This window comes from Pantoea sp. B65, assembly GCF_047308185.1.
Classification (GTDB): domain Bacteria; phylum Pseudomonadota; class Gammaproteobacteria; order Enterobacterales; family Enterobacteriaceae; genus Erwinia.
This window is the reverse complement of the sequence record NZ_JAHXPU010000039.1, coordinates 74,387-92,980: the sequence shown is the minus strand read 5'-3', so window position 1 is coordinate 92,980 and position 18,594 is coordinate 74,387. Positions and strand designations below refer to the sequence as shown.

Below are 18,594 nucleotides of genomic sequence, written 5' to 3'. Positions count from 1 at the left end.
ATAACTCAGGCGCGTATTCAATCACTGCGCGCCGCCACGATCAACCAGGGGATTGCATTAACGTGCTGCTTACGATAAAAGTGCGGAAAAAATCGCGCTGATACGGTAAGATACCGCCCTTTAATACCTGAATAATTCGACTTTATGCCACAATCATCCCGTTATAGTGACGAACGCGTGGAGAAGCTCCTCGCCGAACTGGTCCAGGTTCTGGAAAAAAACCAGACGCCAACCGATCTTTCCCTGATGGTACTGGGAAATATGGTGACCAATTTAATTAACACCAGCGTGGCACCCGCCCAGCGCCGCGTGCTGGCACGTTCCTTCGCTGATGCACTGCAGGCTTCGGTTCGCGAAGATAAAGCCCATTAATGTGATGATCCAGACCCCATTATGGTAACCAACCGGCAGCGCTACCGTGAAAAAGTCTCCCAGATGATTAGCTGGGGGCACTGGTTCGCTCTGTTTAATATCATTTTTGCCTTTATCTTAGGTAGCCGCTTTCTGCTGTTGGCGGACTGGCCCTCATCGCTGCCAGGCCGTATCTACGCCTTTACCAGCTGGATTGGTCATTTCAGCTTTGTGGTGTTTGCCGCCTATCTGCTGATTATCTTCCCGCTGACCTTTATTGTGATGTCGCAACGGCTGATGCGGTTCCTTTCCGCCATTGTCGCCACCACCGGCATGACGCTGCTGCTGGTTGACGGTGCGGTGTTTAGCCGCTTCCACCTGCACCTGAATCCGGTGGTGTGGGAGCTGGTGGTCAACCCCGATCAAAGTGAAATGGCGCGCGACTGGCAACTGATGTTTATCAGCCTGCCGCTGATTTTCCTGGTCGAGATGCTGTTTGCCACCTGGAGCTGGCAGAAACTGCGCAGCCTTAATCGCCGCAGTTTCGGCAAGCCGCTGGCCGCGCTATTTATTACCGCCTTCTTTACCAGCCACCTGATGTATATCTGGGCTGATGCCAACTTTTATCGTCCGATAACCATGCAGCGCGCCAACCTGCCGCTCTCCTATCCTATGACGGCACGCCGTTTTCTGGAGAAGTACGGTCTGCTTGATGCGCAGGCCTATCAGCGTCGACTGGTGCAGCAAGGGAATCCGGAAGCACTGTCGGTGGCCTATCCGCTCAGCGATATTAGCTTCCGCGACGGCGGCACGCGCAATAATCTGCTGGTGATTACCGTCGATGGTCTGAATCAGGCGACCATGGCGAAGGCGCTGCCAAATCTTAATCAGTTTGCCCAGCAAAACGTGCGCTTCAACCAGCATTTCAGCGCCGGTAGCTCTGATGACGCCGGGTTGTTCGGGCTGTTTTACGGTATTTCGCCAAGCTATATGGATGGGGTGTTGTCATCACGTATTCCGTCCGCACTGATCAATGCGCTGAGCCATCAGGGCTACCAGTTTGGTCTGTTCGCCTCGGATGGTTTTACTTCTCCGTTGTATCGTCAGGCGCTGCTGTCAGACTTTTCCCTGCCCTCTTCTGAAAGCCAGCCGAACACGCAAACCACGGCGCAGTGGCAGAGCTGGCTGGAGGGGCAGAAGCCGAATGGCGCGCCATGGTTCTCTTATATCTCCTACACCGGTCTGAGCGATCTGGCGGACAGTAGTCAGGATATCAACCGGCGTTATCTGCGCGGTGCCGCCCGTGTCGACCAGCAGATTCAACAGGTGCTGGAGCGCTTAAAAGAGAAAGATCTGCTAAAAAATACCGTGGTAGTGATTACCGCCCAACGCGGGGTGCCACTGGATAGCAGTAATGAGAGCAACGGTAATCGCGCTCTGCTCCAGGTGCCGTTGGTGGTGCACTGGCCGAATACACCGGCACAGCAGGTGAACAAACTCACCGACCATCAGGATGTGATGACCACCCTGATGCGCCGACTGCTGCATGTCAGTACGGCGCCAGGGGAATACTCGCAGGGTGAAGATCTGTTTGCTGCTCAGCGCCGCCATAACTGGGTAGCCGGTACGGAAGACCGCCATCTGGTGATCACCACGCCGCAAACCACGCTGATCCTCGATAATAACGGCGGCTACCGGGCATTTGATCAGGATGGTAAACCGCTGAAAGACCATAAACCACAGCTGTCGCTGTTACTTCAGGTGCTGACAGAAGAGAAAAGATTTATTGCTAACTGATTATTTATAAAGCAATTAGCTCATCAGTCGCTTGCAATCAAAAACGGAAAAGGTACTATTATTGTACTGTGTCGGCACGTAGCGCAGCCTGGTAGCGCACTGTCATGGGGTGTCAGGGGTCGGAGGTTCAAATCCTCTCGTGCCGACCAAATTATTGCCAGAAAAAACCGTATACTCCCGGAGTTTGCGGTTTTTTTTTGCCTGCGAAGCACGGTTCCCGATGGGGTTGAGGCCAGGGTAACCCCGGTTTATGGCAGATGATATTGTCAGCCAGATGGCGCGCTGTCCGTAGCCGTTACTCACAGCGCTGAACAGCAGACTGAGGTCTGCCTGCGGGAAATTGCGTTGCGCAGCAGAACCCTTGGTGGCGGTTAAAAAATCCTGATCTACAATAATGACCGGATTAACCATAACGGGATGATAGCTATGAGCAAAATCGTTGTTTCCGTGAACATAATGGCAATCAGCGCGCTGATCCTTTTAATGAACTTTAAGTTTGGCTGGTGGTAATCCTCAGCGTTTCAATCGCCTAATCTGCAACCAGCCCCCGAGATATCCCGCAGGCTCATAAGCGAATGGCCCGCAGGATATCTCCGGCACTCAACCCCCCGGCTGTTGCCAGGTGATAATATCGCCGACTCATTTTCATCCAGACAATTTTATTATCACCGAGGCAGGCAATAGCTTATCGCCGACCATTTTCCCTGTTGCCACCCATTCTATTCCTGTGAACGGTTTATAAGATAAGCTCCCCCTGCCGGCGACCAAACCCAGCATGGAACACCATGTTGCGGCAAAAACCCGCGATTTTTCCCGCAGTACGCACATAACCAATTCTTATTACGCCCCGACAAAATACCACATAAACAACATTAACCACATAAATCGGTCTTGCGAAAAACCGGCGCAATCGTCACTATCAAAACCATGTAATCAGGATTAACAGCAGGTAACCTCATGCAACCATGCGATCAAAAACCGGAACATATGCCGGATTTACTGACGGCAGCACGAGAAATCCGTCAGGGGGAGCGCAGCAGTTTTGCCCTGGTCAGCGAATGCCTGCAACGCATAAAAACCCACAACCCCACATTAAATGCATTTGGTGATCTGTATGAAGAAGCCGCGCTGGGTGATGCTGAAGCCTGCGATCGAGAGGCCGCGGCCGGCAAGTTACGCGGACCACTGCATGGTGTCCCCTTCGGCATTAAAGATCTGTTTTCCACTGCCGGACTACGAACTACCAAAGGTTCGCTTACGGCACTGGATAATCTGCCCGACAGCGACGCTCCAATTATTGCGCGGCTGAAAGCAGCGGGGGCGATCATTATCGGTAAGACTGCGACCACCGAGTTCGGCTGGACTGGCTCAAGTTACTCACGGCTGTTTGGCCACGGGCGTAACCCCTGGAATACTGAACTAACCAGCGGCGGTTCCAGCTCAGGATCAGCGATCAGCGTGGCAGCCCGACTGGTACCTGCGGCACTGGGCTCCGATGGTGGCGGGTCGGTGCGTATTCCCGGATCCTTCTGCGGCATCTTTGCGCTGAAAGGATCGCTTGGCCGTATTCCCACCTGGCCCTGGTCGGCCACTGAGATGCTCAGTCATGCCGGGCCGATGACGCGTACGGTGCGCGATAGCGCCCTGCTTTTTGATATTCTTTCCGGTCCGGATGCGCGCGATCATCAGGCGCTACCGGAGAAAGGCGAAGCCTGGCTGGCTGGCTGCGACCGCCCACTGCCGCCGCTGCGCGTCTGCTATAGCCCGACCCTGTTTAATACCCCGGTCGATCCACTGATTAGCTCGCGGGTGGAGCAGGCGGTAGAGCAGATGGCGCATATGCTGCCCGTTACGCTAATCACCCGAGTCCAGCCCTGGACGAGTCCATTTGCCGCCTTTGACACATTGTGGACCGGCGGACGCGGAGTGGCTTATGGCGAAGCGCTGCGCGATCGTCTGGACCAACTCGATCCCGGCTTTGCCGCACTGATAGAGAAATCACAGCAGATTAACCTGGCTGGTTATCTGCATGCACAGAAGCAGCGGGCGTTTTTTGCCAGCCAGGTACATGCGCTGTTCGATGAAGTGGACCTGCTGATTACCCCCACCCTGCCGGTATTGCCATTTGCCGCAGACCGTCATACTCCGCCAGATCAGCCAGTGGGCGACAGCGGCGTGGAATGGGCGCGCTGGACCCCTTTCACCTGGCCTTTCAACCTGAGCGGCAATCCGGCCGCCACAGTACCCTGCGGCTTCACGCCAGCAGGTTTGCCGGTCGGGCTGCAGGTTATCGGACGGCGTTATGCTGATGGCGAGGTATTACAGTTTTGTGCTGCGCTGGAAGCGTTGATGCCCTGGGATCAGCATCAGCCACCGCAGGAACGGTGAGCAAAGGTATACTGCGGTTTTCTTCTCAGGAACAGAAGGGTAGCCATGATCAATCAGCCGCGACTGGATGAAATTAAACGAGTATTAAGCAGCGAAAAGCGCATTCGGGTCACCGAGCTGGCGCTGCGCTTTGTGGTATCGGAAGAAACCATTCGCCGCGATTTGAAATATCTCGAAGAGCGGGGGGTACTAAGAAGGGTGCACGGCGGCGCCATCCTGCCGGTACCAAGTGAAGAGCAACCGCTGCAAATACGCAGCCGCATTAAACCACGCGCCAAAGTGCGGATGGGGCAGCTGGCGAGTGATCTGGTGGAAGAGGGAATGGCGTTGTTTCTCGATACCGGCACCTCCACCATGGCGTTGGCGCATCAACTTACGCGCTTTTCGCGGTTAAAGGTGGTGACTAATTCGCTGGATATCGCCGCGCTGCTTACCCAGCAGAGTGAGAATGCGGTCACCCTTACACCGGGTCGCGTACGGCGCAATGATAACGCTCTGACAGGTCCACATACGCTGGCGTTTGCCCGCGAATTCCATTACGACATTGCCTTTATGGGCATCGGTGCGGTGGATCTGGAAAATGGATTTATGGATTACGAAGAACCGGAAGCTTTACTGCGTCGGGTGCTAAGTGCGCACTGCCGTCACAGTGTAATTCTGGCAGATGAGGGCAAATTTGGTCTGCGCACCTACGTTAACACCCTGCCATTTAGCGCAGTGGATACGCTGGTGACCAACGCTCCGCCACCGACAGGTTTTGTAGCAAGTCTGGAGAAAGCACATGTCAATATCCTCCATCCCGGCAGCGCCGCGGATGATGCAACATGACTATGAGGCCTTTGATGCGCTGTTTGCGCTGATCAGCGCTATTGGCGTCACCCCAACTGGCGGGTTGCACCGTCTGGCGGCCAGTGCTGACGATGGCGCCGTACGTGACGCCTTTTGCCACTGGCTGGGCAGTGAGGGATTTCAGGTTCAAATTGATGAGATCGGCAATGTTTTTGGCCTATTGGAGTTATCTCCCGGCGCACCGTGGCTGCTGTGCGGATCGCACCTTGACAGCCAGCCAGACGGCGGCCGCTTCGACGGCGCCTATGGTGTTACCGCTGCAGCAGTGACCCTGGCCAGTCTGGCGCGTCAGCTACGGCAACAACCGGCAGCGGCGCGCCGCAATCTGGCGGTAGTTAACTGGACAAATGAGGAAGGCGCACGCTTTCAGCCCAGCCTGATTGGCAGCGCGGTATTCACTGGCGCCCTCCCCCTCGCTACAGCGCTTGCCTGCCGCGATGCGCAGGGCATCACGCTGGGCGAGGCGCTGGCAACTATCGGTTATCGCGGTACAGCGCTGCCATCTCTGCCACTGGCGGCTTATGTGGAACTACATATCGAACAAGGCCCCCATCTGGAGCAGCAGCAACAACAAATTGGCGTGGTCACCGAGACCTGGGCCGCGCTGAAGTGGCAGGTGACATTTCGCGGTGAACAGAATCATACCGGTCCGTCACTGATGAGCAGCCGCCGCGATGCACTCCTCGCCGCGGCAAAAACCATTGTTGCGGTGCGCGCAGAGGCCGATACACAGGGAGAGGTACTGCATACCTCCGTCGGCCGCCTCGAAACGCAGCCTAACTCGCCGAATGTGGTTACCCGCGAGGCCACGTTATTTATCGAGTTTCGCTCCGCCGATGAAGCATTGCTGAAAACCACCGGCGAGCGATTTGCCCGCTTGTTACAGACCATTGCGCAGGATACCGCCACCGATGTCAGTCTGGTGTCATCGCAGTTTCGTCCGCGCCAGCAGCTGCATGCCGGACTGGTACAGCGCGCGCTGGCACAGGCCGGGCATCTGGAGCTGGCGGCGATGCCAATGCGCACAGTCGCTGGCCACGACGCCATCAGCCTGAGCTATCACTGCCCCAGTTGTCTGTTATTTGTGCCAAGTCACCAGGGACTTTCACATAATGAGCGCGAGTTTACCGCGCCGGATGATTTACACCGTGGGCTGGACCTGCTGCTGGCGTTGCTGGCCGATCTCAGCTTGCATCCTGTGGGCGAATTATCCCTGGCGGAGGCAAAAAAATGTTGAACCGCTTACAGCAGGCTCTGCTGGGCTGGGACCCGCTCACCTGCTGGACTATTCAGTCAGGTACCGCCGGCGTCGCCTCGCCGCATCGCCTGGCGACAGAGTGGGCAGGATTTGTATTAACCGCAGGAACGCAACGTCTGTACGCCAAGGTACTGTTTGACGATCAGCGTCCACTAATTGATGTCGCACGTAGCGCCGATATCAGTCGCCAGGTCGGCGAACTGGGAATCGCTCCACGGCTAAAATATGCCGATACGCTGCACGGAGTACTGATCTTTGAAGCACTGGATAACAGCTGGCACTGGGCCAGGCTTGATCAACTGGCCTCCCCGGCCCATTTTCAGGCGTTGACGCGAATACTCGACAGGCTGCATCAGTCCGGCCTGCCGCTACCGCCACAAACCCGCCAGACAGATATGCTACAGCTGCGTCAGCGCTGTGCCCTGGATGGCGTGGCGCTGCCCGCTGAACTGACGTGGCTGGGTGAATGTGTCGACCTGGCCTGGCGCAGTCTGAACGCCAGCCCGGTGCAGCCGGTGATGATTCATGGCGACAACATCGCCAGTAACTGGATGGTGAATGATCATGGCGAATGGTGTTTGCTTGACTTCGATTATGCCGCCCGGGGTGATGCCTGGTATGACATCGCCACCCTGCTGAACGAGCAACTCCTTTTTGATCATCAGTGGCGTGAAGCCATAAGCGCCTGGCGCGGTCACTGCAGCGAGGCGGATTATGCACGTTGCCGTCTTTACGCGTTAGCAGATGACTACTACTGGACATTGTGGGGGTTCTGGAACGGTCACTGCAACAGCCGTGGCCTGGAGTTTGCCAAAGTGGGACAGTGGACGCTGCTGCGCTGTCGTCAGAGCGCCCGCGATCCGCGTCTTGAACGTTGGTTAACCCTTGTGGGGGGAAATGCGGCATGAAGAAGCGAAGCGGAGAAGCAAGCAACTGGCAGGAGCAGCGTCTGGAACAGGCGATTGCCGCAGTTGCTGCGTGGCAGGCGCGCGACATTAGTTATCGGCCGGTAAGCGGCGGAATTTCTAATGCCAACTGGCGCGTAGACGTTGCCGGGGCACCCTGCGCCTACTTTGTGAAGATCCCCGGTGAAGGCACTGAGCGATTTATCAACCGTGACACCGCTCATGAAGCCAGCCTGAAAGCGGCACAAACTGGCTATGGCGCCCCGGTGGTCAGCTATCTGCGCGAACTGGGCGTGGAGATTTTTGAGTTTATGGAGGGGTGGCGCAGTTCATCCAACCAGGATTTCCAGCAGCGCACCGTACGTCACCGTGCGCTGCAGGCGCTGAAAAGCTTTAACGACCAACCTCGTCTGACAGAGACTAAAACCGTTTTCGATATGCTGGATGAACATATTGACCAGGTGCGCGCGCTAAAGGCCGCCTTTTCCGGCGATGCGATTTGGCTACACAGGCAGTGTCAACGCGCACGCGAAGCGCTCTATGCCGCCGGAATCGATTATGTCCCCTGCATGAACGATACGCTGGCCGGTAATTTTATGCTGAACGGCAACAACGATATCCGGCTGGTCGACTTTGAATATGCCTCCAATAACGATCGTTGCTATGAGCTCGCATTATGGTTTGGTGAAATGTTTTTTACACCGGAAATAGAACGAGAATTACTGGAGGATTATTTTGGCCGGGTGGATACAGCCTGTTTTGCCCGGGTGCAGATTCACAAGTTTCTGGCGGATATGAAATGGTCAACCTGGGCGATTATTCAGCATCAGGTAGCTGATATTGATTTTGATTTTTCGAAGTATGGCGCCTGGAAAACCATGCGTGCCCGTAGCGTACTGAATCATCCCGACTGGGAAAATTGGTTACGCGCCCTGTAATTACCGGCAAGAGCAATATAACTTTCTATTTAAAAAGGTTTTTTCGGTATCCACATATTGACTGAGGAGTCATCGTTGTATGCTGTTTATAGCCGTACACCAGAGGAGAGATGCTGTTAATCAGCAGGTAAAGGAGTGCGAACGCAATAATTTCCATGTCAGGAGGTGGTTATGAGTTCCATAATTATGGCGCAACATTTGCGCGCACGTATCAGTTTAAAAAACAAAATCTTTGCCGTGTATATGCTGGCGCTATTACTGCTGGCGCTCTGTCCCCCCTTATATTTAAGTGTTAGCGGCAGTACAACGGTGCTGATGGGAATACCGTTACCTATCCTCTACTGGCTGGCGATCGCCTTATTTCTTGGCATCGGCCTTTGGGTCATGTATCTCGCTGAATGTGCATTCGGGGAAATACCCGAGGATGAGGAACTGTCATGAATATCACCGCTGCTGAACCGCACTATTTTATTACCTTTGGTATGATCGGCTTATTTCTGGCGATCATGATCGGGGTGCTCTACGCCACCAATCGTAAAAGCACTTCGTTCTCCGATTACGCAGTCGGAGGCCGATCCTATGGCCCCTGGTATATCGCCATGAGCTATACCAATTCATGGTGGCCTGGCGCAACCTTCACCGCCTTTTTCGCCCTGTCGGTCAGTGGTGTGATCGGCTTCTATGGCGCCGTGTATTCTACTCTCGGCGTAACGGCGATGTATCTGATGGCGCGACGTGCCTGGACATGGGGGCAGCGCTTTAATCTAACCACTCAGCCTGATCTGCTCGGTATGCGTTATAACAGCCAGGCGGTAAAACGTGTGGCTTCGATTATTGGCATTATCTGCGTATTCCCCTGGGTAGTCATGGGCATCCAGGCGCTGGCGCTATTGGTAGAGTTTGCCAGCTTCGGCCGCTGGAGCGTTACCACCTGCCTGGTGGCGGGCGTACTGCTGATTCTGCTACGTCAGTACTGGACCGTCAGTATGGGGATGCGCGGTCTGATCATGACGGATATGTATCAGGGGTTGATCGCTTACGGTCTGGGTGCAGTGATGTGCGTGATCCTGCTATTTACCGGTGAACACGGCTACAGTCAGCTCTCCAGTTTGCCACCTGAGATGCTAAAGGTACCGGGGTCAGAAGGCAGTCATTATGGTGACTGGTATATGTTTAGTTTGATTTTCACTGGTGTCGTCGGTTCCATGTGCTGGCCGATGAGTTTCCAGCGAATCTACACCGCCAGCGGCATCAAAGCAGTAAAAAAAGGCACGCTGCTGACCATCCTGCTGGTCGGGGGCTTTTACGCCATCCTGATGCTGTTCGCTACCGCCGTTAGCCAGGATGCTAACGTACAGGCTAATCCGCAGAATGGCTTTTTCACTGCGCTGTTTGATCATGGCGGTCCCTGGATGCTGGCGCTGGCGCTGGTGATTGTGCTGGCGGCAAGTATCGGTCATGTGGATGGCTGCGTGCAGGTGTGTGGCACCCAGTTTGCTAATGACCTGGCAACCTGGAACAAGCCGCGTAGCGATCGTCAACTGACGGTACTGGCTAAATCAGGCATGGTGGTGTTTATTGTCGCCGCAGCACTGCTTGCTTACCTGACGTTTAACTATTCACGTTTGCAACTGCTGGCGCAGATCTCCTATCAGGGGATTATCCAGCTGGCGGTACCTTTGTTCTTCGGCATCTTTAGCCGCTTCGGCAATAAGCAAGGCGCACTGGCGGGTATGCTGACCGGGATTGTGATTGCTATTGTGCTGACGGTATTCTTCCCGGACGATATTCCGCAACTGGGATCGCTTACCAGCGGTATTGTCGGCCTGGCAGGTAACCTGCTGGTATTTGTTGCCTGTGGCGTGCTGATCCACGTTGATGCGGCAGAGAAGACCAGAGTGGAGGAACTGTTTGCGCTGGCTGACAGACCACCGCAGACCGTCAGAAAACCGCTCATCAACTGAATCAATCTGCCTGCGAAACCGAAAACCAGCTATTACAGCTGGTTTTTCTCACTCTGTTTTGCAACTGGCTGCCACCTCACCATTTTATTTTGCGTGGTACCTTCCGCAGACGTAATTTGTTGCTTTTTTAACCGCCTTAATTCGCATAAAATCCGGCGGACAACCACAAGGAGCACTTTGCGATGATGGATACAGATAATGCGGTGGTTAACTTAATGCTTAACCAGCAGGTATCTCAACCAGATGGGCGCCCCGCCATCGCTGACAGATACTGCCGATATGGCAAGAGTCACAAAGGAGGTGAAAACATGCTGCAAAGAGTAAAAGAGCTGGAAGGGCGAATGCTAACTCTAATAACCGATGTCGCGATCCTGAAAGATAAAGTTGCGACCCGGGAAGATATGCAGTCAAACAAAGCGGACCTGCACAAACAGCTTAATGCACAAACCTGGAAGATCATCGGATCTCTGGCTGGCGCGATGCTGGTCGCGGTGTTATCAAAATATCTCTTCAGCTAAACCCGCTACGCGCCATCTGCTGAAATAGCGCAATAACCGCACTGCTGAAATTCGCTTCAACAGCAGTGCGGTCGGCTTTTATCCCACAGCCGCCAGCATCATTACCAGCTAACCGGTTTTAGTTGCATACCATGGTTGCCACGGTAATCCGGGGAAACCGGTGGTTTCCAGTTAGCTAACAACTGCGCCTGCGGCTGGTAAATTTCCACGCCCAACGGACGGCATACTTTCAGGGTATCTTCCGCTTCGTCTCCCCACATCGGCAACGACAGGTCGCCTCCCGGGCAGGTCGACAGCGCGCACAGCAGATCGATTTCGGCGAAAAACTCCAGATAGTCGCCCTTTTTCGCCGGACAGGCTTTCATAAAATACTGGTCATTATCATTCAGGCCGGTGCACTGAAAGACGTTCATCACATCGTGAACGTCAAATTCAGTCAGGCCATACGGCTGCACCGCGCGCACCAGATTTGAGTGGCAATGAAAATCGAAGTCTTCCCCGGTCAGCAGCTTGTTGACATAAGGATCGCAGCGCGTACCCAGCAGGTCGTGCACGCGACCGCCATCGCTGTCGACACCGTAATCCGCTAAGGAGTCGGCGGTGATGGTGGCAATCGGGCGGATAAACGGCAAATTGGACCACAGGCGATCGAAAGTGGAGAGGTGCGCACGCTGTAACTGTCGGGTACGGGCGACCCACATTCTTTCGCGCGGATCGTGGCGGTTCCAGATATTTAAATCCCCCACCTGCGGTCCCTGCGGGGTGGTAATCCGGAACAGATGGCCAGCCGGGACTTCCCAGGCGAAGCCGGTGCGGATCGGGATCAGATGTGAGGCGGTAAGTTCACGCGGTCCTTGCGCCAGTGCCTGATAGAACTGGCGATCAACATCTAACGCCGAGCCGGAGGTGCTCTGGTAAGCCGCAGGATAATTCGACATCAGTAAGATTCTCCATGTGAAAAGGGATAGCTAAAAGTAGCCGTTAGCTGGCGTTCAGAGTGGTCGAGGTAGTCAGTCAACGCACCGCATGCCGCTACGCTTTGTTGCTGGCACAGCAACGTCCAGATCTGGCGATCGCGGGCAATCCACGGCAGCTGAAAGTCGCGCTCACCGGCGCCGCTGGCAAACAGCAGACGTAGCTGCGCCAGCAATACACTAAAAAAATCGTTAAAACGGGCACAACCCAGCATCTGCACAATCGCCTGGTGAAAACGCAGGCTATGGGTACCGACGCTGCGCCACTGCCCTTCAGCCGCCGCCTGGCTGGCCTTATCCAGGTGCTGCTGCATACGCGCCAGATGGAAATCGCTGATCGGGCTGTTTACCGTCAACGCCAGGACTTCCAGATGGCGACGCGCCTTGAAAATATCGCGTACATCGCGTTTATCGAGCTGACGCACAAATACCCCGCGATTCTGGTGATAATTCACCAGCCCTTCGCCATGTAAAAAACGCAGGGCTTCACGCAGGGTATTGCGCGAACTGTCGCAGAGCGCCGCCAGTTCGATCTCTGCCAGGGCCTGACCGGCGACCAGATTGCCGCTGATAATATTCTCCCGCAGCAGGATTGAGATGCGCTCAAAGGCGGGTAAACCGGCTAAATCCAGGTGCTCGGGTATCTCAATACTTAAGCTGCGTGCTTCGCCCGCTGAACCTTTCATGCTTCTCCCTCAGGCCATTGCCATATCATCAATAAAGCGGAAAATCCGGTGATCGCGCATCTGGCGGATCTCCGCCGGCGGCGCATCAATTTCAATACGTCCCTGCTCCATAAACACCACCCGATCGGAGATGGCAAAAGCAAACTTCATCTCATGGGTAACGATCAGCATAGTGATCCCCTCCTGCGCCAGCTTCTCTATCACCGTCAGCACTTCGCTGACCCGCTCAGGATCCAGGGCGGAGGTGGGCTCATCAAACAGCACCACCGCCGGTTTCATCACCAGCGTGCGCGCAATCGCCACGCGTTGCTGCTGGCCGCCGGATAACTGATGCGGATATTTGGTGGCATGTTCCAGCATGCCGACTTTATCCAGCATCGCGAGGCTGCGTTGCCGCAGATCCTCATGACGATCAAGATTATGCAGACGTGGCGCCAGCAGCAGATTTTCCAGTACTGTTTTGTGCGGGAACAAATTAAAGCCCTGAAACACCATGCCCAGGCGGGTAATCTGCGCCCGATAAGGCAACGCATTCTCACGCTGCCCGGCGTGAATAAACGGCTGCCCCAGTAGCTCAACGCTACCCTGGTCAAGGCTTTCCAGGCCATTAATGGTGCGGATTAAGGTGGTTTTCCCCGAACCGGAAGGGCCAATAATTGAGATAACCTCACCCGGTTTTACGCTAAGACTAATATCATGCAGCACCGTTTTGCCGTTAAACGCCTTGCTGATACCGGCTAATTGCAGAATCGGTTTGGCTGACGGGCTGTGACTGTGGCGTACCTGCACTGGCGCCGGCGGCAATCCAGCCCGCGCCTGCACCGCATCAAAGGCGGCCGGCGTTCTGTTTTGTACATCCCAGCGTCGCTCCAGCCAGCCGAATAAGCGCTCAAAGAGAGTGACAATCAGTACATAGTAGCAAGCCACCGCCAGTAGCGTTTCCAGCACCTTAAAGTTGTCGGTATACAGTCGTTCCCCCACCATCAGGATCTCGGATAAGGAGATCACCGAGACCAGAGAGGTCATCTTTACAATGGTAATAAACTCATTGACCAGCGTGGGCAGAGAAATACGCAGAGCCTGCGGAATAATGATACTGAGACGAATTTGCGTGCTGCTTAACCCCAGCGCGCGTCCGGCTTCAAACTGTCCCTGCTGAACCGACAGCAATCCGCCACGGTGGATTTCTGCAATATACGCGGTTTCACTGACGATCAGCGCCAGCAGTCCGGCAGCAAACGGGTCGGAAAGCAGCGCGCTGGTGGCCGGAATCATCTGTGGCAGGTTAAAAATAAAGATCAGCAGTACCAGCAGAGGCAAACTGCGGAACAGCCAGATATAGCAGGCGGCAATATTACGCAGTAGCGCATTGCGCGACTGTTTGGCAATCGCCACCCCTAAGCCGAGTATGATTCCCGCTAACCAGGTCAGTACGCTCAGTTGCACCACCAGCCAGCTGGCCCGCCAGAAGTCAGCATAGCGAAATAAACTTATCAGGTAAGGCCAGTCAAATTGCATCATTCCTCCCGGGGCTGCGGATTACAGTGTGCCTGCCAGCGCTTTTGCCGTTTCATCCGCGTCAGGCATCTGCAGGTTATATTTCTGCAATAACGCGTGATAACTGCCGTCACTGACCTTCTGCGCAAATGAGGCTTTCAGCTCACTCAGCAGTTGCGGATTACTCTTGTTTACCGCCAGTCCAACCACTACCGGATAGATCATCTGTGTCGAAGAGATCTTCAGACGTTGCCCGGTTTTCTCAACCGTCGCCTTTGCCACCGCCGCATCTTCATACTGGGTATCCACCGCCGCAGACAGCAGTGCCTGAGTGGCTTCAGGAGACGTCGGGAATTCGCGAACGGCAATGGCGCCGAGACCTTTTGGCTGGCAGTAGTCCGTCGAGACTTTATTCAGGCGCGCAATCCAGGCGCCGCCTTTGATTGACGCCACCCGCTTACCACAAAGATCTTCCGGTTTTTGCGGGGCAAAGGCTGAACTGGCGCTGACCAGCAATGAGCCGCCGGTTTTCATATACGGCAGGAAATCCACCTGGGTCGCCCGTTCCGGCGTGACATAGAGCGTTGAGGCGATGACATCGAACTTATTGGTTTTCACCCCAAGGATCAGGCTGGCAAAACGCGTGTCTTTTACCACCGGTTTCAGCTTCAGTGGCGCACTGATTAACGCCATAAACTCGGCATCAAAGCCCGCAGCTTTATCCTGTATTAAGAAGTTATAAGGCGGATAAGTCAGGTCAGAGCCAATGGTCAGGCTGCCGGGAACAAGGGTGGCAGCCTGTGCCACGCTGAAAAACACAGGTGCAACAAAACATGCAATGCGTAACATCGTTTTCATGGTGGAGCCCTCTGGTGTTGTTTGTTGAACAATCATAAAGCAGTAATCATGCCAATATTTTAAACAGTGAATTAACGGGCGATAAGCCAGTGACGGATAACGATGAACCGGGGATAACTGAACCAGAATGGGGCATAAAAACCGCCCGATGCACCAATAAAGGGAGCTTGCGACGCCAGACAAGTTGCCCGACGCCGGGGGAGACTAACGCAGCATCTCAACCGGTAATCCGGCCGGAGGTTTTATTTCGCGCAGGACAAAGGTGGTTTCCATCTCTTTAATACCGGGCAGGCGCCGGATCACCGTCATGGCGAAATCGGAATAGTGGTCAAGGTCGCGCTCGACTACCTGCAAGAGAAAATCAGAGCTGCCGGCGGTGGCGTAACAGGCAATCACCTGTGGCAACTGCCGCACATCGCTTTCAAAGCGCATCGCCTGCCGGGCATCATGGCTGTCAATCTTAATGCGAATAAACGCCAGAATGCCAAAACCCAGCTTCTGCCGGTCGAGGGTTGCCTGATAGCCCTGAATTACCCCCTGCTGTTCAAATTGCCTGACGCGTCGCCAGCAAGGCGATGCCGCCATACCAGACTTATCGGCCAGCTGCTGGTTGGTAATCCGGCCATCGTCCTGCAATGCAGATAACAGAGTGATCTCTTTATTGTCCAGCGCCATGGTAAATCCTTCCGGTTAACAGGTTAATAGCGGATATTATTACCTGATAAAGCTAATTAAACGCAGAGAAAGAAAAAATATACCGGCCGGAAGCGATAAAATAAGCTTTTCCTGTCTGCCGGAGTATTAAATTGAACGATTATCGCGTAGCTATTGTGGTGAACCCTGATCTGTCTGCTGGTTATAGCGCCAATACTGTCGCCACCCTTTCTGCCGGGCTGGGGGCACGTTTTCCGCTGCTGCTGGGGGGCAAACTAAACGATGCGGCGGGGCTGGAAATTGACGTCAGTTCAAAACTGCCGATTGCCGTCCTGCAAGCCAGTAGCGAAACCCTGCAGCAGCTACTGGCAAAATCGGCGGGCTCCAGCGGCATGCAGTCGGTGGTGGTATTTCCGGCTTTTGCGCGCCAGATGCACGATTTCAATGGCTATGCGCAGCAATTTAGCCAGCGCCAGCTGGCGCAGGAACCCCTTGACGGCATCGCACTGTGCGGCCCGGCGCAATGGGTGAAATCGCTGACCGGCGCCCTGAAACTGCTGCGTTAATCCGTGCAACCCGCCAGCGCCACAATCGCCGTGATGCGCTGGCGCGGCGCTCAGTAGCAAATCATGCTGGCGATTATCCTAATTCACCCGGTTGAAATAAAAATGTCATATATATTTCTTATTCTATTGGCTCAAAATTGCCAACACGGAACCATCAACCATGGTTGTTATGAAAGCAAAAAACGCCAGAGACGCCGAAGAGTTATTACATTCAGGGGTTAAAAAAGTCGAACTGGCTTATGATATCGGTAGCGACGACTTCTTTCGCCTCGTCAGCCGCTGGTGTGAAAAAGGGGCCAAAATCAGCAAAGGAAATGATCATTTTATTGTGTCGCTAAAAGGCTTCGCAATTCCGCCGAATGACTAAATGCAAGGTGCCCCTTTTTTCCCGGACATGCCATCTACGATACAGCCTGATCCGGGAAATCCCATATGGTTAAATATCATAGTACGCACCAGCACGTGTCAGATTTACCGTTCCCATGAAGTTACTGATAGTTAACTGTATTTCAGCACCTGATGCGCCAGCAGGAACCCAATAACCAGTCTGAGTTATCGCGATACTCCTATCGTTCCCCTTATCGAAATTTGGTACCTTGCTGTCAGCAAAAACATTGTTGAAATTATATTGTTTACTTTGGCTACCAATGCCGCTCAGTTGCACTCCCTGATAATCGAAAAAGAAAAATTCTAGCGTACAGGTTATTGGACCAGTTGCCTGCAATGCCTGGAGTGCGGCAAAAGCACCGAGTATTTCCCCCGGACGCACTGGCAATTTTTCTTTAGATCGCAAGACATAATAGGCACCACTACTTGCTGTTGAGGTTAATTCAACAGCATGAGTATTAGTGCTGTCAGGTATCGATACTGCAACAACCTTGGCTGTAATCGCATTAACACTCATACGAGCCCACCATAGAGAAGGTATTTCGTTCGTGAAATTAACCCCAAGATCATCATAAGAGAAATTATAATCATGATTAATTTTTGTCACGATATGTGGAAATGGGTCTTTAACATAATCAGATACCCTAAGTCCGCCTTTCGATCCAATCGTTCTCATCATAAGATCATCATTATAAGGTCTGACTTCATGCCTTATCTCAAAATCCTGTATATTTACAACAATCCCAGCAGCTAAGTTAAATAGCGGACGCGAAGGAGAATTGGCAACATCTCGACGCTGACAGCGCGGTAGAAAAATTGAGCACGATATATAAACCGAAGTATTCCCTCCTGCTATTGAGTCATATGGTGAATTTATAAAATACCCCTCCCATTCTTCAAAGTGGCAAGAGAGAAAGTCAAGTTTTAAATAACCATGCCTGTTCCCCATTTTGATTACATCGCCAAAAGAAAAATCGAAAGAACAATTAAAAAAATTAAGATCGAAACCCGGAGCATCAATATATACACTGGCCTCATCAGCAGGCACATTAGTACCAGAATGAATACCTGACCCCGAAAAAACACAATTATCGAATGAAATACGCTCTCCAGAATCAATTGTTTTGGGGGGGCAAATACGAATATTTATACGATTACCTTCAAAACGACAATCCCGAAAATTGGTTAAATAAGTATTTATGCCACGAAAATTAAATGCACAACCAAAGCCTGTTACCGTTACACCATCTATGCGTGCATTACGACATGGTGAATGTCCCTCTTCGTTGTTACCGAAATCAATAGCGAAATCGGTACTGCTGCTTAATTTATCTTTCCCTGGTCCCTGGATAAATATTGGCCCATCTAAAAAAGACGTCTGATTGGCAAACATCTTGCCAATATCGTCATCAAATTTTGTGCCATTTTTTACCCTAAACCCCATATTCCCCTCTCCTGTTTTGCAATGGCTAAAATCAAGCCACACCGGCCCGAGGGCATTTAATTTAATATACGGAGTTGCATTAATCTGCTTGTTTAAAATAATTCTTTTCCCTGCTGGCATGATTATCTGTGGTAGCCCGCTAGCTGATTTATTATCAATTGCAATTTTTTCAACTAAGTCGATAGTTTTTTGCAAAGCACCTGAACTGTCACTTTTCTCACTAATCCCTGACCAATATAAATTAATTTGTCCATGCACTTCACGTTTCCAGCGACTACCTCCACTGGATACAATCACAGTAATACCATTATCATCTGTACTTTTATCATGACTATCATAATAAAAATCACCACCACCATCAATAAACCCTACACCATACTGTATCACGCTCACTTTTTGACCAGAAAACATGCCATCAAGTTTCCTTAATGAATTTACATCAGTGCAAGTCAAAGTTGCTGCCATTAATTCCAATAGTTTTTTTTCATCTTCTGACGCTGCCATATGCTCCTCCAGTCTCTGACCATTGACTCATATATTCATCACCACAATAACACTTG

At 52.9% G+C, this 18,594-nt stretch carries 18 protein-coding genes and 1 tRNA gene; 13 read left to right on the top strand and 6 right to left on the bottom strand.

The window, feature by feature from the left end; genetic code table 11:
• Positions 1-144: 144 nt before the first annotated feature.
• The 11 genes from JWF83_RS18740 to JWF83_RS18690 all read left to right on the top strand — a co-directional run bounded on the left by JWF83_RS18740 (position 145) and on the right by JWF83_RS18690 (position 10,968).
• The gene (locus tag JWF83_RS18740) at positions 145-372 is read left to right on the top strand and encodes a YejL family protein (RefSeq protein ID WP_413651921.1); all 228 of its coding nucleotides are present in this window, start codon (positions 145-147) and stop codon (positions 370-372) included.
• Between the two features lie 21 nt (positions 373-393).
• Positions 394-2,148: an LPS biosynthesis-modulating metalloenzyme YejM gene (gene yejM, locus JWF83_RS18735; RefSeq protein WP_413651920.1), complete on the top strand. Its 1,755-nt coding sequence runs from the start codon at positions 394-396 to the stop codon at positions 2,146-2,148.
• Positions 2,149-2,220: 72 nt separating this feature from the next.
• A tRNA-Pro gene (locus JWF83_RS18730) sits at positions 2,221-2,297 on the top strand.
• Between the two features lie 808 nt (positions 2,298-3,105).
• Positions 3,106-4,536 (top strand): amidase, encoded by a 1,431-nt coding sequence (locus tag JWF83_RS18725; RefSeq protein WP_413651919.1) that lies wholly within the window; start codon positions 3,106-3,108, stop codon positions 4,534-4,536.
• Between the two features lie 45 nt (positions 4,537-4,581).
• Positions 4,582-5,364 (top strand): DeoR/GlpR family DNA-binding transcription regulator, encoded by a 783-nt coding sequence (locus tag JWF83_RS18720; RefSeq protein ID WP_413651918.1) that lies wholly within the window; start codon positions 4,582-4,584, stop codon positions 5,362-5,364.
• Complete coding sequence (locus JWF83_RS18715) at positions 5,318-6,622, top strand: M20 family metallo-hydrolase (RefSeq protein ID WP_413651917.1); 1,305 nt, start codon at positions 5,318-5,320, stop codon at positions 6,620-6,622. The genes JWF83_RS18720 and JWF83_RS18715 overlap by 47 nt, the downstream gene beginning before the upstream one ends.
• Positions 6,616-7,551: a phosphotransferase gene (locus JWF83_RS18710; RefSeq protein WP_413651916.1), complete on the top strand. Its 936-nt coding sequence runs from the start codon at positions 6,616-6,618 to the stop codon at positions 7,549-7,551. The genes JWF83_RS18715 and JWF83_RS18710 overlap by 7 nt, the downstream gene beginning before the upstream one ends.
• Entirely contained in the window at positions 7,548-8,486 is a 939-nt protein-coding gene (locus JWF83_RS18705; RefSeq protein ID WP_413651915.1) for a phosphotransferase, read from the top strand. Before JWF83_RS18710 ends, JWF83_RS18705 begins: the two co-directional genes overlap by 4 nt.
• Before the next feature lie 171 nt (positions 8,487-8,657).
• Positions 8,658-8,927, top strand: coding sequence for a hypothetical protein (locus JWF83_RS18700; RefSeq protein ID WP_413651914.1), 270 nt, complete (start codon positions 8,658-8,660; stop codon positions 8,925-8,927).
• Positions 8,924-10,450: a sodium:solute symporter family protein gene (locus JWF83_RS18695; protein ID WP_413651913.1), complete on the top strand. Its 1,527-nt coding sequence runs from the start codon at positions 8,924-8,926 to the stop codon at positions 10,448-10,450. The genes JWF83_RS18700 and JWF83_RS18695 overlap by 4 nt, the downstream gene beginning before the upstream one ends.
• Before the next feature lie 182 nt (positions 10,451-10,632).
• Positions 10,633-10,968, top strand: coding sequence for a hypothetical protein (locus tag JWF83_RS18690; RefSeq protein ID WP_413651912.1), 336 nt, complete (start codon positions 10,633-10,635; stop codon positions 10,966-10,968).
• Between the two features lie 101 nt (positions 10,969-11,069).
• Here the strand turns inward: JWF83_RS18690 and JWF83_RS18685 are convergent, their stop codons facing one another.
• The 5 genes from JWF83_RS18685 to JWF83_RS18665 all read right to left on the bottom strand — a co-directional run bounded on the left by JWF83_RS18685 (position 11,070) and on the right by JWF83_RS18665 (position 15,658).
• Positions 11,070-11,906, bottom strand: coding sequence for an urea carboxylase-associated family protein (locus JWF83_RS18685; RefSeq protein WP_413651911.1), 837 nt, complete (start codon positions 11,904-11,906; stop codon positions 11,070-11,072).
• Positions 11,906-12,628 carry a GntR family transcriptional regulator gene (locus tag JWF83_RS18680; protein WP_413651910.1) on the bottom strand — a complete coding sequence of 241 codons (723 nt, stop codon included), beginning with the start codon at positions 12,626-12,628 and terminating at the stop codon, positions 11,906-11,908. The genes JWF83_RS18685 and JWF83_RS18680 overlap by 1 nt, the downstream gene beginning before the upstream one ends.
• 9 nt (positions 12,629-12,637) lie before the next feature.
• The gene (locus JWF83_RS18675) at positions 12,638-14,146 is read right to left on the bottom strand and encodes an amino acid ABC transporter permease/ATP-binding protein (protein ID WP_413652138.1); all 1,509 of its coding nucleotides are present in this window, start codon (positions 14,144-14,146) and stop codon (positions 12,638-12,640) included.
• Between the two features lie 21 nt (positions 14,147-14,167).
• Positions 14,168-14,983 (bottom strand): transporter substrate-binding domain-containing protein, encoded by an 816-nt coding sequence (locus JWF83_RS18670; protein ID WP_413651909.1) that lies wholly within the window; start codon positions 14,981-14,983, stop codon positions 14,168-14,170.
• A gap of 204 nt (positions 14,984-15,187) precedes the next feature.
• Positions 15,188-15,658: an Lrp/AsnC family transcriptional regulator gene (locus tag JWF83_RS18665; RefSeq protein ID WP_413651908.1), complete on the bottom strand. Its 471-nt coding sequence runs from the start codon at positions 15,656-15,658 to the stop codon at positions 15,188-15,190.
• A 131-nt stretch (positions 15,659-15,789) separates the two neighbouring features.
• On the opposite strand from JWF83_RS18665, the gene JWF83_RS18660 reads away from it, so the two are divergent.
• Entirely contained in the window at positions 15,790-16,203 is a 414-nt protein-coding gene (locus tag JWF83_RS18660) for a DUF2000 domain-containing protein (protein ID WP_413651907.1), read from the top strand.
• Between the two features lie 160 nt (positions 16,204-16,363).
• On the top strand, positions 16,364-16,570 hold the full coding sequence (locus JWF83_RS18655) for a hypothetical protein (RefSeq protein ID WP_413651906.1): 207 nt from the start codon (positions 16,364-16,366) through the stop codon (positions 16,568-16,570).
• 69 nt (positions 16,571-16,639) lie between these two features.
• Here the strand turns inward: JWF83_RS18655 and JWF83_RS18650 are convergent, their stop codons facing one another.
• Complete coding sequence (locus JWF83_RS18650; protein WP_413651905.1) at positions 16,640-18,538, bottom strand: hypothetical protein; 1,899 nt, start codon at positions 18,536-18,538, stop codon at positions 16,640-16,642.
• Between the last annotated feature and the right edge of the window lie 56 nt (positions 18,539-18,594).